Source organism: Streptomyces sp. MK7 (assembly GCF_032658145.1).
Taxonomy (GTDB): domain Bacteria; phylum Actinomycetota; class Actinomycetes; order Streptomycetales; family Streptomycetaceae; genus Streptomyces; species Streptomyces spiralis.
Genome location: NZ_JAVACL010000022.1, coordinates 84,992 through 99,826, shown reverse-complemented (window position 1 = coordinate 99,826; position 14,835 = coordinate 84,992). Strand labels below are relative to the sequence as shown.

Annotated in this window: 14 protein-coding genes; 9 read left to right on the top strand and 5 right to left on the bottom strand. The window is 73.5% G+C overall.

Translation table 11 applies throughout. The features are described 5' to 3' along the window. Positions 1 to 5: 5 nt before the first annotated feature. The gene (locus R2S09_RS23470) at positions 6 to 749 is read right to left on the bottom strand and encodes a C4-type zinc ribbon domain-containing protein (protein WP_316743095.1); all 744 of its coding nucleotides are present in this window, start codon (positions 747 to 749) and stop codon (positions 6 to 8) included. Further along, positions 746 to 1,618, bottom strand: a complete 873-nt coding sequence (locus R2S09_RS23465) for a Nif3-like dinuclear metal center hexameric protein (protein ID WP_306189304.1) — start codon at positions 1,616 to 1,618, stop codon at positions 746 to 748. Before R2S09_RS23465 ends, R2S09_RS23470 begins: the two co-directional genes overlap by 4 nt. Before the next feature lie 222 nt (positions 1,619 to 1,840). Between R2S09_RS23465 and R2S09_RS23460 the strand changes: the two genes are divergently transcribed. Beyond that, entirely contained in the window at positions 1,841 to 3,397 is a 1,557-nt protein-coding gene (locus R2S09_RS23460; RefSeq protein WP_316743038.1) for a hypothetical protein, read from the top strand. A gap of 127 nt (positions 3,398 to 3,524) precedes the next feature. Continuing rightward, entirely contained in the window at positions 3,525 to 3,683 is a 159-nt protein-coding gene (locus R2S09_RS23455) for a hypothetical protein (protein WP_306189306.1), read from the top strand. A gap of 87 nt (positions 3,684 to 3,770) precedes the next feature. Here the strand turns inward: R2S09_RS23455 and R2S09_RS23450 are convergent, their stop codons facing one another. After that, positions 3,771 to 4,637: a MaoC/PaaZ C-terminal domain-containing protein gene (locus tag R2S09_RS23450; protein WP_316743036.1), complete on the bottom strand. Its 867-nt coding sequence runs from the start codon at positions 4,635 to 4,637 to the stop codon at positions 3,771 to 3,773. 196 nt (positions 4,638 to 4,833) lie between these two features. Here R2S09_RS23450 and R2S09_RS23445 point away from each other — a divergent pair, with 196 nt between their 5' ends. Next, entirely contained in the window at positions 4,834 to 6,153 is a 1,320-nt protein-coding gene (locus R2S09_RS23445; RefSeq protein ID WP_316743034.1) for a sensor histidine kinase, read from the top strand. 31 nt (positions 6,154 to 6,184) lie between these two features. After that, positions 6,185 to 6,817, top strand: a complete 633-nt coding sequence (locus R2S09_RS23440; protein WP_306189341.1) for a response regulator transcription factor — start codon at positions 6,185 to 6,187, stop codon at positions 6,815 to 6,817. A 554-nt stretch (positions 6,818 to 7,371) separates the two neighbouring features. Here R2S09_RS23440 and R2S09_RS23435 read toward each other — a convergent pair. Beyond that, positions 7,372 to 8,832: an MFS transporter gene (locus R2S09_RS23435; RefSeq protein ID WP_316743033.1), complete on the bottom strand. Its 1,461-nt coding sequence runs from the start codon at positions 8,830 to 8,832 to the stop codon at positions 7,372 to 7,374. A gap of 254 nt (positions 8,833 to 9,086) precedes the next feature. Between R2S09_RS23435 and R2S09_RS23430 the strand changes: the two genes are divergently transcribed. From R2S09_RS23430 to R2S09_RS23415, 4 genes are all read left to right on the top strand, one after another. Then, entirely contained in the window at positions 9,087 to 10,826 is a 1,740-nt protein-coding gene (locus R2S09_RS23430; RefSeq protein ID WP_316743031.1) for an MFS transporter, read from the top strand. A 186-nt stretch (positions 10,827 to 11,012) separates the two neighbouring features. After that, entirely contained in the window at positions 11,013 to 11,678 is a 666-nt protein-coding gene (locus R2S09_RS23425; protein ID WP_306189311.1) for a class I SAM-dependent methyltransferase, read from the top strand. 10 nt (positions 11,679 to 11,688) lie between these two features. Continuing rightward, positions 11,689 to 12,690 (top strand): N-acetylmuramoyl-L-alanine amidase, encoded by a 1,002-nt coding sequence (locus R2S09_RS23420; protein WP_316743029.1) that lies wholly within the window; start codon positions 11,689 to 11,691, stop codon positions 12,688 to 12,690. 159 nt (positions 12,691 to 12,849) lie between these two features. Then, positions 12,850 to 13,668, top strand: coding sequence for a DUF5336 domain-containing protein (locus R2S09_RS23415; RefSeq protein WP_306189313.1), 819 nt, complete (start codon positions 12,850 to 12,852; stop codon positions 13,666 to 13,668). Positions 13,669 to 13,762: 94 nt separating this feature from the next. On the opposite strand, the gene R2S09_RS23410 is transcribed toward R2S09_RS23415, so the two are convergent. Then, a complete protein-coding gene (locus R2S09_RS23410; protein ID WP_306189314.1) occupies positions 13,763 to 14,329 on the bottom strand; it encodes a hypothetical protein in 567 nt (188 codons plus the stop codon). Between the two features lie 178 nt (positions 14,330 to 14,507). On the opposite strand from R2S09_RS23410, the gene R2S09_RS23405 reads away from it, so the two are divergent. Then, complete coding sequence (locus R2S09_RS23405) at positions 14,508 to 14,801, top strand: hypothetical protein (RefSeq protein ID WP_306189315.1); 294 nt, start codon at positions 14,508 to 14,510, stop codon at positions 14,799 to 14,801. Positions 14,802 to 14,835: the final 34 nt, after the last annotated feature.

Below are 14,835 nucleotides of genomic sequence, written 5' to 3'. Positions count from 1 at the left end.
GCCCCTTACAGGCCGGACTCGGCGGTGCGCACCAGGATGCGGCGGCAGTTCTCGCACCGTACGACCGTGTCGGGGGCGGCGGAGCGGATCTCGTTCAGCTCGGTGATGGCGAGCTCCTGGCGGCAGCCCTGGCAGGTGCGCTGGTACAGCTTGGCCGCGCCGATGCCGCCCTGCTGCTCGCGCAGCTTGTCGTACAGCTTGAGCAGGTCGGCGGGGACGGAGCCGGCGACGACCTCGCGTTCCTTCGTGACGGAGGCCGCCTCGCCGTCGAGCTTCTCGTGGGCCGCGTCCCGGCGGGCGGTGGCGTCGTCGGCCTTCGCCTGGACGGAGGCGACCCGCTCGGTCAGTTCGGCGACCCGCTCCTGCGCGGACTCGCGGCGCTCCATGACCTCCAGGACGACGTCCTCCAGGTCACCCTGGCGCTTGGCGAGGGAGGCGATCTCGTGCTGGAGGTTGGACAGGTCCTTGGGCGAGGTGACGGCGCCGGAGTCCAGGCGCTGCTGGTCGCGGGCGGCGCGGGTGCGCACCTGGTCCACGTCCTGCTCGGCCTTGGTCTGCTCGCGGGCGCAGTCGCTCTCCTCGGTCTGCGCGGCCACGAGCAGGTCGCGCAGCTGTGTGAGGTCCTTCGTCAGCGACTCGATCTCGGCGTGCTCCGGCAGGGACTTCCGCTTGTGCGCGAGCTGCTGCAGGCGGACGTCGAGGGCCTGGACGTCGAGGAGTCGGATCTGGTCGGCGGGCGCGGCGTTCAGTTGGGGGCTCCCAGGGATTCGTCGGTGGTGTCGGTGGACGCCGCGTGGGCGGTCCAGGGGTCGGTGACCGTCTTGGAGACGTGGACGCGCAGTTCCCATCCGTGCCGGTCGGAGATCTCGTCGAGCTGAGCCGCGGCCAGCTCGCACCAGGGCCACTCGGTGGCCCAGTGCGCCGCGTCGAGCAGCGCGACGGGGCTGTGGGCGGCGCGGTCCGCGACGAACTCGGAGGCCGGGTGATGGCGCAGGTCAGCGGTGAGGAAGGCGTCGACGCCCGCGGCCCGTACGGCGTCGAAGAGGCTGTCGCCGGAGCCGCCGCTGACGGCGAGGGTGCGGACGACGGCCTCGGGCTCGCCGGCCACCCGGATGCCCTGCGCGGTGGCGGGCAGGCACCGGGCGGCGAGCGCGGCGAGCTCGCGGACGGTCAGCGGGTGGTCCAGTTCGCAGATCCGGCCCAGGCCCCGGCGGCCCTCCGGGTCGGTGACGTCCGGCACGAGGGGCCGTACGACCCTGAGGTCCAGCGCTCCGGCCAGGGCGTCGCTCACGCCCGGGTCGGCGGTGTCGGCGTTGGTGTGCGCCACGTGCAGGGCGATGTCGTTGCGGATCAGCGTGTGCACCACGCGGCCCTTGAAGGTGGAGGCCGCCACGGTCGTCGTACCGCGCAGATAGAGCGGGTGGTGGGTGACGAGCAGGTCGGCGCCCAGCTTCACCGCCTCGTCGACGATCTCCTGGACCGGGTCGACGGCGAACAGGACCCGGCCGACCTCCTGGCCGGGATCGCCCACGACGGTGCCGACCGCGTCCCAGGACTCGGCCCGCTCCGCGGGCCACAGGTTCTCCAGCGCGGCGATGACTTCAGACAGACGGGGCACGAGTGCAAGGCTACCTGGGTGTTCGCCGCGGCTGAACCGATGCCGCCGCACCGGCCGAAGGCGAACCGAGCCGTTTGAACCGGGTCGCACACGCCCCAGCACAAACGTTCCGCTTTTCTCAGGCGAATCGTTCCTGGGCCACCCGTCCGGGTGAAGCCCCCGCCCGCCGGTCTCCCGTCTGTGCGTACGAAAACTAGCGTCCTCACAGGAGGTGACCGAACGATGACATTCTGTGCCTCTCCGGGGCTCTCGGCAGCACACGAGCAGGAGGGTCCCCCGCCGCCGGCGGCCGACGAGGACGGCGGTGCGGCGCGAGCGGGCTGCGCGATCACGGTGGACGGCGCCTACGCCGCCCGGCTCACCCACAGCGGGGAGTCCTGGTACCCGGAGCGCTGGACCCTGGACGGTCCCGAGCCGTACGCGGTGCCGCTGCCCGGCAACCAGCCCGAGGAGCCCGGCACGGAGGTGCAGCCGATGGGCGACGGCCGGGTCCTCATCCGGCGGCTGGTGGACGGCCGGCACACCTTCTCGCTGCTCTACCCGACCGGCCCGGGCACCGGTGAACTGCCGCTGGGCGCGGTCGAGTCCCCGGAGGGCACCGTGCTGCGCCTGCTGCCCCCGGCGCCCGGCGGCGAGCGGGCGTACGCCCTCGCCGCCGGATCGCGCTCCTCGGCGGTGTGGCTGGTGGCGGGCGGCAGCTTCGGTCCCGAGTTGCTGGCCGAGGTGCCGGGCCACTGCTCGGGCGGGGTCTGGCTGGACCGCACGGGACGGATGCTGGCGCTGGACCGGCGGGCCGGCGGGCGCACCAAGACGGTCGTGGTGGACCTGGTCGACGGCGGCGCGGTGTCGCCGCTGCTGCAGATCACTCCCGGCAGCGACGACCGGCTGCTGCTCGCCGACCCCGACAGCGGGCTGCTGCTGATCGGCTCGGACGCGGCCTCGCCCGGGCGGGAACGGCTCGGCTGGGGGGTGCTCGGCAGCACCCTGCCGGTGCGCTTCCCGGAGTGCCTGCTGATGTCGTCGGACTGCGCGATGACGCCGTTCGCGATCCAGCCGGGGCAGGTGCTGACGCCGGAGCAGTGCGCGGTGGCGCTGCACTGCCAGGGCCCGTTCGGCAGCTGGATCGGCGTGTGGCGGCCCACCGAGCGCGCGGTACGTCATCTGCCCGCGCCCGAGGGGTGGCTGGCGGGCGCCGGGCTGTGGACGGAGGACGGCGTGCTGCGGCTGCCGTACGCCACGGCGGCGGTGCCGTGCGGGGTGGCGCGGTGGACGGCGGCGGCGGAGGCAGGCGGGCAGGCGGCGATGCAGGAGCCGACGGCGGCACACGGGCAAGCGACGGTACGGGAGCCGGCGGCGCCCGCGGCGGCCCGCTTGCCGGGGCCTCGGGAGGCCCACCGGCCCGAACGGCAGGAAGAAGCCCACCGGCCTGGACCCCGGGCCGCCCGTCCGGCGGCCCCCGAGGGCGCGGCGCACCCGGCTCAGGAGTCGTCACACGTGGCGCAGCCGGCGCAGACAGCAGGGACTCAGCGGGCACCGCGGACCGCGCCGGCTCCGGAGACACCGCAGGCACCGCAGACACCGCACAATCCCCCGCGGACGCCGCCCCCGGCTCCCCCGCGGGTCCCGCTCCCCCTCTCGCTTCCGCTGCCCTCCTCGACGGACGAGGTGCCGCGGCCGCCCCACGCCGAGGCCCCGGAAACGGAATCTCCGGCGTCCGCCGCGGCCCGCCCCGTACCGCTGCAACAGGCCGCGCTCACAGGCCGGATGGCGACCGGCTGACAGGCCGTATGGCGACCAGGTAACGAAGTCGTGCCGGTTGGCGTGGCCGCCTGGATTTCGCCCGAGGTGTACCGGTTACACTCGCCCGGCTGTACGAAAGATGATGTTGACGGGGTGAATTGTTCAGATGAGCGACGCCAGCACGACCCAGCCGCCCTCCGCCGAGGCTCCCCGGTCCGGGGGACACGGCAAGCACCGCGGCCCGGTCTCCTCCCACGACGGCGAGACGGCCCCCAGCGGCCGGCACCGCAAGCCGGCGCAGGAGCAGACCGAAGTGGCGGCCTGACGGCACGCACGGCGCACAGCGCGCAGAGAACGACGAGCGGCCCCGTCCTTTCCGCGAAGGACGGGGCCGCTCCGTATCCATCGGGGTTCAGGAGAGTTCGACGGCCGTGTCGGCCAGCACCGGTGCCTCGCCCCGCTCGACGGCGGTCACCGCCACCCGGACCCCGCCGCTCCCCTGCCGCCACATGCGGATGCGCAGGGTCTCGCCCGGGTACACCACCCTGGCGAAACGGGTGGCGTAGGAGCGCACGCGGGTGACATCGCCGTCGAGCAGCGTGTCGACGACCGCCTTGAGCGTCATGCCGTAGGTGCACAGTCCGTGCAGGACGGGCCGGTCGAACCCGGCGGCCCGGGCGAACGCGGGGTCGGCGTGCAGCGGGTTGTCGTCGCCGCTGAGCCGGTAGAGGAGGGCCTGGTCCTCGCGGGTCCGTCGCTCGACGGTGCGGTCCGGCTCACCTGCGGGCGCCTCGCCCCGGGTCCGGGCGGAGGGCCCGCGGTCGCCGCCCCAGCCGCCCTCTCCCCGTACGAAGATCCGGGCCTCGTCCGTCCACAGCGGGCCGTCGGCGTCGGCAGCCTCGGTGCGCAGGACGAGGAGGGCCGCCGTGCCCTTGTCGTACACCGCGGTGACGCGGGCGGTGGCGGTCGCGTTGCCCCGTGCGGGGACGGTCCGGTGGACCACGAGGCTCTGGCCGCCGTGCAGGACCTGGGCGAGGTCGACCTCGACCCCGGGCACGGACAGGGCACGGATCACGCCGGGCAGGCCCGCGCCGGCGACGGTGGCGAAGCTCGGCAGGACGTGCAGCCGGGACTCCAGGGTGTAGCGCAGCTCGCCGGGGTCGGTGGCGGGGACGCCCGCGCCGATGCCGAGGTGGTAGAGCTGGACGTCCTTGGCGGTCCAGGCGATCGTGTCGGTCCGGGGGGCGGCGGAGAGCGCCTTGGCGGCGTCGATGGGCATGGGGCTCCTGGCGGGGCGTCGGGGCGGTCGGCCGTGTTCTGCCGTGGCCGGCCGTGACATTTGTCCTACCCGAGTCCGGACAACCGCATCTGCCCGGGGGTGCCCCCGGGCCCGTAGCGTCGTGGGCGGGGAATTTCCGGGGGAGGTCCGCAGGAGGATCCGGGGGAAGCCGGAGGACGATCGGGGGAAGAGGGACATGAGGTGGCCGAGCAGGGTGACCTGCCACATCGCGTCGGTGCGGGACGGCGTCCGGGAGGCGCGGGAGGCGCGACGGCACTGGCAGGAGAACAAGGAGCGGATCAAGGCGGACTGGAGAACCTGGCGGCGGGCCGGGAAGGTGCCGGACACCCCCGGCCCGCCGCCCACCGGCTTCTCGCTGCTGCCGTGGCTGCTGATGGGGCTGGGCTCACTGTCGAACATCCTCCAGGGCAAGACCCCCAATCCGTGGATCGGTGGAGTCGGCCTGCTCGCCTTCAACTCCCTGTACATCCACATCGTCTTCCGCGCCTTCGACAGGGAGCGGCGCGAGGCGGTCTCCACCCGGGTCGCACTGCTGCTGATGGGCCTGGTGACCACCGGGCTCGCGCTCGGCTACGGCGGCAGCTGGCTGCTGTTCTTCCCGCTGCTGGGCCTGGCCACGGGCGCGATCCTGCGCGGCCCCTGGCTGGGGAGGACGGGTGTGCTGCTGTCGGTGTTCGCCGGGTCGGTCTCGGCCGTCCACGACGGCTGGGACGGGATCAACATCGCCTACGCCACGTTCCTGTCCACCATGGTGACGGCGGCGATCCTGAGTCTGAGCGAGGCCGTGCGGGAGCTGCGCGCGGCGCGTGAGGAGCTGGCCCGCCGGGCGGTGGAGGAGGAGCGGCTGCGCTTCTCGCGTGACCTGCACGACCTGCTCGGCCACACCCTGTCGGTGATCGTGGTGAAGTCGGAGGCGGCCCGCCGTCTGGCGCCCCGCGACATGGGTGCGGCACTGACGCAGATCACCGACATCGAGTCGGTGGGCCGTCAGGCGCTGACCGAGATCCGTGAGGCGGTCACCGGCTACCGCGAGGGCAGCCTCAGCACGGAGCTGGACCGTGCCCGCTCGGCGCTGACGGCCGCCGGCATCGAGCCCGTCGTACGCCGCTCGGGTCCGCCGCTGACCCCGCAGACCGAGGCGCTGCTGGGCTGGGTGGTGCGGGAGGCGGTCACCAACGCCGTACGGCACAGTGGGGCGAGCCGCTGCGAGATCACCGTGGCCGGCACGGACGAGCGTGTCCTGCTCACGGTCGCCGACAACGGCGACGGCACGTCCGCCCAGCCGGCCGTGGAGGGCGTCGGCGGCACCGGTCTGAAGGGCCTGACCGAGCGCCTGGCGACGGCGGGCGGCTCCTTGTGGGCGGGTCCGTCGCCGCGCGGCTTCACGGTCACCGCGGAGCTCCCCAGGGACGCGGAGGAACTCTCGGCGGCGGCCTTTTCGCCCACGGACTCGGCCACGGACTCGGCCACGGCTGTGGTGCCGGGAGCGGGTTGACCGTCCTTCCTACTCTTGAGCCGTGAACGAGATGCCCCGGGACCACCGGCCCGCCAAGTCCGTCCGCGTGCTGCTCGCGGAGGACCAGGGAATGATGCGGGGCGCGCTCGCCCTGCTGCTCGGCATGGAGGAGGACATGGAGGTCGTCGCCCAGGTCTCGGCGGGCGACGCGATCGTGGACGCGGCCCTGGTCCACCGGCCCGACGTGGCCCTGCTGGACATCGAACTGCCCGGGATGAGCGGCCTGGACGCCGCCGCCGAGCTGCGCGAGCAGGCGCCGGACTGCCGGGTGCTCATCCTGACGACCTTCGGCCGGCCCGGCTATCTGCGCCGGGCCATGGAGGCGGGCGCCGCGGGCTTCCTGGTCAAGGACGGGCCGGTGGAGGAACTGGCCGCCGCGATCCGCCGCGTGCTCAGCGGCGAGACGGTGGTCGACCCGGCCCTCGCGGCGGCCGCCCTGAGCGCCGGACCGAATCCGCTCACCGCCCGGGAGTGCGATGTCCTCAAGGCGTCCGCGGACGGGGCGACGGTCGCCGACGTCGCGGGCAGACTCCACCTGTCGGAGTCCACCGTCCGCAACTACCTCTCCTCCGCGATCGGCAAGACCGGCACCCGCAACCGCACAGAAGCCGTACGCGCGGCCCGCCAACAGGGCTGGCTGTAGAGCCGCCGCCGGCAGGACGCCCCGCACTCGCTCCGCCTACCGGTGCGTCCCACCCTCCGAGACCCGCGTCGGGCACGGACCGCCGACCTCCAGACCCGCCGGCAAGGCTGGCTGCGGAGCCCCCGGCAGGACGCCCCGCACTCGCTCCACCTGCCGGTGCGTCCCACCCTCCGAGACCCGCGTCGGGCACGGACCGCCGGCCTCCAGACCCGCCGGCAAGGCTGGCCGCGGAGCCCCCGGCAGAACGCCCCGCACTCGCTCCACCTGCCGGTGCCGGTGCGTCCCACCCTCCGAGACCCGCCACGCCCACTCCACCCGGCGCCCCCAGGCTCGTGCGCCGGCCGCTGCCCGGGCACGGGCCGCCCGTCCGTCCCCGACCCACGCCCGGGACCGACCCACTCCCTGGGCCGGCCCGCCCGACAGCCCGGCCTGCCCTCCGGCCCGGCCCGCTCTTCGGGCCCGACCCCGCCCGACAGGCGCGGCCCGTCGGCGGCCCGGCCCGCCCCGGCCGGGCCGCCGCCCGAGCCGCCGCCTGAGCCCGGCCCCTCCTGCCTCTATCCCGCCTTCCGGGGCCCGTCCGCTTGCCGGGCCGACCGTCGCCGTGGCAGCCACGCCAGCATCAGCAGGGCCGCCACGAGCAGCACCGCTGTCGCCGTGCGGAAGACCAGGGCGTAGCCCTCCGTGAGGGCCTCCGGGGTGGTGCGGTCGGCCGTGCGGGCCGCCGCGATGGTGGACATGATCGCGAGGCCCAGCGAACCGCCCATCGTGCGCGAGGTGTTGATCAGCCCGGAGACCAGGCCGGCGTCCCCGGGGGCCGCAGCGGAGGTGGCCAGCGCGGCGAGCGGGGTCGCCGCCAGGCCCGCGCCCAGCATCATCAGCACGCCCGGGATCATGATCGCCGTCAGGTACGCCCCGTCTGCCCGCATCGTCGACTGCCAGGCGAACCCGGCCGCCGCGACCAGCGTCCCGAGCACGGCGACGTTGCGCGGACCCGCCCCCCGCATCAGGAGCGGCGCCAGCTTGGAGCCGAGGACGACGGCCAGCGAGCTGGGGACCAGGGCGAGTCCGGCGTCCAGCGGCGAGTAGCCGAGCACGTTCTGGGCGTACAGCGTCATGAAGAACCACATGCAGAACATCGCCGAACCGGAGACCAGCATCGCCGCGTTCGCCGACGCCACCGAGCGCAGCCGCAGCAGCCCGAGCGGCATCAGCGGGGCGGCCGTGCGCGCCTCGACGCAGAGGAACAGCGCGACGAGCGCCAGTCCGGCGAGCAGCGGCACCACGGTGGCCGCCGCCGTCCAGCCCTCGGCCTCGGTCTGCGAGATGCCGTACGCCAGCGTCGCCAGCCCCGCCGTCACCAGCAGCGCGCCCGGCAGGTCGAGCCGCCGCCCGCCCTCGGCCCTGCTCTCCACCAGCCAGCGTACGGACGCGGCCAGCACCACCGCGCCGACCGGCACGTTGATCAGCAGCACCCACCGCCACGACAGGCCCTGCACCAGGACCCCGCCGACCAGGCCGCCCGCCGCGCCGCCGCCCGCGCCGACCGCCGTCCACGTGGCTATGGCCCGCGCCCGCGCCGCTCCCTCGGGCACCGCCGACGTCAGCAGCGTCAGCGTGGACGGTGCCAGCACGGCCGCGCCCAGCCCCTGGACGGCCCGCGCGAGCAGCAGCTGCCAGCCCTCGTGGGCCAGCCCACCGCCCAGCGAGGCCAGCGTGAACAGACCGAGCCCGACCAGGAACATGCTCTTGCGCCCGTACAGGTCGCCGGCCCGGCCGCCCAGCAGCATGAACCCGGCGAAGGCGATGGCGTAGGCGTTCACCACCCACTGCAACCCGGCCTCGCTCAGCCCGAGGTCGGTCCGCATCGACGGCAGGGCCACGTTCACGACGGACACGTCCAGCACGACGAGGAACTGGCCGGCGCAGGCGAGGGCCACCACGAGCCAGGTGGGCGGGGGCGCCGTGCGCCGGCGGATGGTCGGAGTGAGGTCGGCGGCTTCGAGCATGGGTGTCATGGTCTCAAGCCGCCCGCGCCCCTTGCATCGGGATTTCGCACCGGGCCGCTTGGTCCGGAAGTCCTAGTCCCTCCGGCGACCTCCCCGAACCCACCGCCACTTCCTGAAATCGAGTCAGATTCTTACGGAACGGTCAAGGATTCGTTAGTACGCCAAAGCATCGGAATAGTTGCCTCGGCCTACGAGGTTAACCCGGCACTTGATCCGCACGGATGACCACCCACTCGAACTCCACGGCCCGGAGGCCTTCCTCAATGACGCTCACGACGACCAGTCTGCCCACCCGGAGCGCGAGCGGGGCCGTCGTCCCCGTGCTCGCCTTCGCGGGCATCGTTGTGGCGGTGATGCAGACCCTGCTCGTCCCGGTCATCAAGGACCTGCCGCAGCTGCTGAACACTTCGCCCAGCAACGCCACCTGGGTGCTGACCTCCACCCTCCTCTCGGGCGCCGTGGCCACTCCGATCATGGGCCGCCTCGGCGACCTGTACGGCAAGCGCCGGATGCTGATCACCAGCCTCGCGGTGATGGTGGTCGGGGCGCTGATCAGCGCGTTCACCAGCACCCTGCTCCTCATGATCGTGGGCCGCACCCTCCAGGGCTTCGCCATGGGGGCGATCCCCCTCGGCATCGGCCTGATGCGCGACATGCTCCCGCGCGAGAAGCTCGGCTCGGCCATGGCCCTGATGAGCTCCTCGATCGGCGTCGGCGGCGGACTGGCGCTGCCCGCCGCCGCCCTGGTCGCCCAGCACACCGATTGGCACGCCCTCTTCTACGGCGCCGCCGGCCTCGGCGTGCTCTCCATCGCCCTCACCCTCCTCACCGTCCCCGAGTCCCCGATGCGGGCCGGGGGCTCCTTCGACCTGCTGGGCGCGCTCGGCCTGTCCGCGGGCCTGGTCCTGTTCCTGCTGCCCATCACCAAGGGCAGCGACTGGGGCTGGTCGTCGGCCACCACGCTCGGCCTGTTCGCCGCGTCCGTCGTCGTCCTGCTGCTGTGGGGCCTGCTTGAGCTGCGCGTCGCGGCGCCGCTGGTCGACCTGCGCACCACCGCCCGCCGCGAGGTGCTGCTGACCAACCTCGCCTCGATCATGGTCGGCGTCGCCTTCTACGTCGTCTCCCTCGTCCTGCCGCAGCTGCTCCAGCTGCCCACCTCCACCGGCTACGGCCTCGGCCAGTCCATGGTGGTCGCGGGCCTGTGCGTGGCCCCGCTGGGCCTGACGATGATGTTCACCGCGCCGGTCTACGCCCGTCTGTCCGCCCGCTACGGCCCGAAGGTCACCCTGATCCTCGGCCTGCTGGTCATCGCGATCGGCTACGGCGGCGGCCTCGGGCTGATGAGCGCGGCCTGGCAGACCGTCGTCACCTCCGTCATGCTGGGCGCCGGCATCGGCCTGGCCTACTCCTCGCTGCCGGCGCTGATCGTCGGCGCGGTCCCGGCCTCCGAGACGGGCGCGGCCAACGGCCTCAACACCCTGATGCGGTCCATCGGCACCTCGGTGTCCAGCGCCGTGGTCGGCATGGTGCTGGCGAACACCGCCGACCACGTGGGCGGCGTCGCCGTCCCGACCATGCACGGCTTCCGCGTCTCCTTCCTGATCGCCACCGCCGCCGTCGCCCTCGGCCTGCTGCTCGCCCTGTGCCTGCCCCGGCCGAACCGCCGGGCCGCCTCGCAGCTGCGCGCCAGCAGCGAGGAGGAGGCCAACCTGGCCCGCGCGGAGCAGGTGCTGCGGGGCTTCCGCGGCCGGGTCCTGGACGCCGGCGGCGCCCCGGTCGCCCGCGCCAAGGTCACCCTGATCGACCGCCGCGGCCGCCAGGCGGGCGCCACCCTCTCCGCCGAGGACGGCAGCTACGCGCTCGCGGTCCCCGCCGAGGGCCCGTACGTCCTGGCCGCCCGCGCCGCCGGCCACGGCCCGCACGCCTCCGCGGCGACCCACGCGGGCGACGACCGCCCGGTCGACCTGGACCTGTCCCTGCCGGGCGAGTCGGTCACCGCGTGAGCCGGCACTCCGGCGCGAGCCAGGACCCCCGCGCGAGCCGGGATTCCGCATTGACCCAGGACTCCCGCCGCTGAGACGCACGCCACTGCGAGACAAACCCCACCGCACCCCCGGTCGAACCGCCGACCGGGGGTGCGGCACGATGGGCGCCCTGAGCCGACGTACGACCGGAAGGACCCCATCCCCATGCCCGCGGCAGCACCGAAGCCCGACATCCTGGCCGCGTTCGAGGCCGCGAAGGGCTTCATGCCCACCGGCGAGGGGCTGGCGCTGTACGCGGCGGCGGTGGAGGCCGGGCGGCTCGGGCTGCCGCTGCTCGAGGTCGGCACGTACTGCGGGCGGTCCACGATCCTGCTCGCCGACGCGGCCCGCGAGGCCGGGGTCACCGCGCTCACCGTCGACCACCACCGCGGCAGCGAGGAGCAGCAGCCCGGCTGGGAGTACCACGACCCGGAGACGGTCGACCCCGAGATCGGTCTGATGGACACGCTGCCCGCCTTCCGGCGCACGCTGCACCGGGCGGGCCTGGAGGAGCACGTGGTGGCGCTCGTCGGCCGCTCGCCCCAGATCGCCGCCCTGTGGAACACCCCGCTCGGGCTGGTCTTCGTCGACGGCGGCCACACCGACGAGCACGCCGGCGCGGACTACGAGGGCTGGGCGCCGCACGTGGCCGTGGGCGGGCTGCTGGTCATCCACGACGTGTTCCCGGACCCGGCGGACGAGTTCACCGGGCAGGCCCCGTACCGCGTGTACCTGAGGGCCCTGGAGTCCGGCGAGTTCACCGAGGTCTCGGTGACCGACTCGCTGCGCGTCCTGCGGCGAACCGAAGCGGCCACCCCCGCCCGCGGTTAGAGTCGCTGTCGTGTCGTACGTAGGTCCCGAGTTCGATCCCCCGCGGCCCGAACGCCGTGAGAGCGCCGGCCGCTTCCGTCGCGGGCCCGTGGTCGCCCTGGTCGCGCTGGTGTCCGGCGCGTTGCTGGGGTGGGCGGCGTACGCGGCGGTGGGGTCGTCCGGCGGTTCGGGGGGCACGGGCGGTTCGGCGGGCGGCCCGGGTTCGAGCACGGCGGCCGAGCGGTCGGCGACGAGCGGGACCTCCTCCCCGGCCTCCTCGTCCACGTCGGGCAAGGCACCGTCCTCGGCCTCCCCGGGCGACGACGGCAAGCGGGCGGACACGCCCGCCGCCTCCGGCCCCCTCAAGGGCAAGGTGATCGTCATCGACCCGGGCCACAACCCGGGCAACTTCCAGCACGCGTCCGAGATCAACCGCAAGGTGGACATCGGCACCAACTGGAAGGAGTGCGACACCACGGGCACGGCCACCAACGCCGGTTACACCGAGGCCCGGTTCACGCTGGACGTGGCGCACCGGCTGCGCGCGCTGCTGCAACAGCGGGGCGCCACGGTGAAGTTGACCCACGACGACGGCTCACCGTCCTGGGGTCCGTGCGTCGACGAGCGCGCGCGGATCGGCAACTCGGCGCACGCGGACGCCGCGATCTCCATCCACGCCGACGGCTCCGCGCCGGGCAACCGCGGCTTCCACGTCATCCTCCCGGCGTCCGTCCACTCCGGCGCCGCCGACACCCGGCCGATCGCCGCCGCCTCTCACGAACTCGGCGCGAGCGTCGCGGGCAACTTCGTGCGTGTGACGGGCGAGCCGCCCTCCAACTACATCGGCGACGGCACCGGTCTCGTCACGCGTAAGGACCTGGGCGGTCTCAATCTGTCAACGGTTCCCAAGGTGTTCATCGAGTGCGGCAACATGCGCGATAGCAAGGACGCGGCACTGCTGACCAGCGGAGCCTGGCGGCAGAAGGCGGCGGAAGGGATCTCTGAGGGAATCGTGAGTTTCCTGCGCGGGTAGTGATCGGCGCGACGGTCCCGGCGGACAGCCCGCCCGGACGGACGGTAGTGTCACCGTTCGATGAGGGGCCACCCCCGCGCTTCACACCAGGGCCATGCGGCGACATGGTGACAGCGACGCCTCTACCGACGACGAGACGACGACTACGAAGGACCTGAAGTGAATATCCGCTCCCTCACTCGAGGCGACGGCGTGGTGATCGGAGCAGCGGTGTTGCTGTTCATCGCGTCGTTCCTCAAGCTCTACTCCGTCTCCGGGTTCAGCTTGGACACCAACGCGTGGGACAACCTCGGCGACGGCCTCGGCCTGTACATGGGCGGAGTCATCGGGGCCGCCCTGATCGTCGTCAACCGCTGCCTGCCGCAGCCGCGCAAGGTCGTCGGCCTGGACCTCGGGACGGTCGGCGCGGCGTTCACGGTGCTCGTCGCGTGGAGTCTGTTCTGGTCGCTGGTGGACGTCCCCGACGGGGCCAGCGCCTCCTCCGGCCTGATCCTCGGCTTCATCGCCGCCCTGGCGCTGGCGGGCGCCGCCGTCGCCACTCCGCTGGTGCCCGCCCTCCAGGCCGCCCTCGTCCCGGCGCCCAAGCCGGTCGCGCCGCAGCCCTACGGTGCGCAGCCTCCGGGTGGCTACGGCTACCCGGGCGCCCAGCAGCAGCCGTACGGCGCGCAGCCGCAGCAGGGCCAGTCCTTCGGCGGCGGTCAGCCGCAGCCGGGTCAGCCGCAGCCGGGTCAGCAGGCGCCGGCGGCGGCCGGCACGGCTGGGGCCGGTACGGCGGGGGCGGCCTTCTCGCCGTTCTGGTTCGCGGTGCCCGCGCCGCGTCCGCTGTTCGGGGAGGACGGTTCCCCCTCGCCGATCGCCGAACTCGCCCCGGGCGTGTGGTACCTGGCCGTCGAGCAGCGCGGCCAGGGCTTCCTGACGGAGATGCAGGACGGTCGCCGCGGTGTCCTCCAGGACGCCTCGAACATCCAGCGCGGCTGAGTCACATCCTCAACGGCCGCACGGCCCCTCGCTCTTCAGGGCGAGGGGCCGTTGCCGTCGGCGGCCCACGGAGCCGGTCGGTGGGAGTCGGCCGTCAGGAGCCGCTCCTGAGCTGAGAGGCGGACGGCACCTTGTCCTTGACCGGGGCGCCCGCGCTCTTGCCCGCGTCCTTCACCTTGTTGATGGTGTCGTTGAAGCTCTTCGCCGCCGAACCGTCGCCCTTGCGCAGCTTGTTGGGCAGGTCCTTCAGGTCGGCGATGGCCGCGTTCAGCGGGGCGAGCGCCTTGGACAGCGTCGGGTCGCCCTGGGCGTTGCGCACGGCCGCCTTGAGCCGGTTGTACGTGAACGCGCCGGCGAGCCCGGCCTTGACGAGGGTCGTCTTGCGGTGCTTGGCGCCCTTCTTGAACTTGCCCTCCTTGTACGGTTTCCAGATCCACTGGTAGGTGGCGCCGGCAGCGAGGGCCGCGTTCGCCACGAAGCGGGTCTTGGCGAACTTCTGCTTCTCCGCGGACGTGGTCGGGCTGGGCGTGGGATCGGCCGCCGCGACGGCCGGGGTGGTGTGCTGCCCGATGCTCCGGGGCGCGGCCCAGGCGGTGGAGCCGGCGAGCAGGGCGCAGCAGACAGTGAGCGCCACAGCGAGGCGCCGTATCGGTACGGGCACGGTGTCCTCCGAAATGGGAATCGCTGCAGGTGCCCGAGGGACTCGAGGTACTTCAGGCACTCCGGAGGTCCGTGTGATCCGGGCGCCTCACCTGAAACAAGGCACCTGACGTGCTGTCGGTGTCACTCCCCGTGCGCATTACAGGTTTCAAGCAGCTTTCCGCGGCCAGACGGAAGGTATGTCCTCTCGATATCGCACGGCTTCCAACTCCGCCGGTACCGTCATCGCGGTCGTCGCGGACATCGTGGCGGTCATCCTCGGACTGTGGATCCTGATGTACCTGCTGGAGGCGAACCGGGCCAATGACCTGGTGCAGTTCGTCCACCACGCGGCCAACTGGCTTGCGAGCTGGTCGCGGGACCTGTTCACCTTCGACGAGGCCTGGGCCAGGGTCGTGGCCGGTTACGGCCTGGCCGCCGTCGTCTACCTCTTCGTCGGCCACGCCGTCGCCCACCGCATGCACCGGCACTGACCGCGCGCAGCCCGCGTACTGACCGTGCGCATCC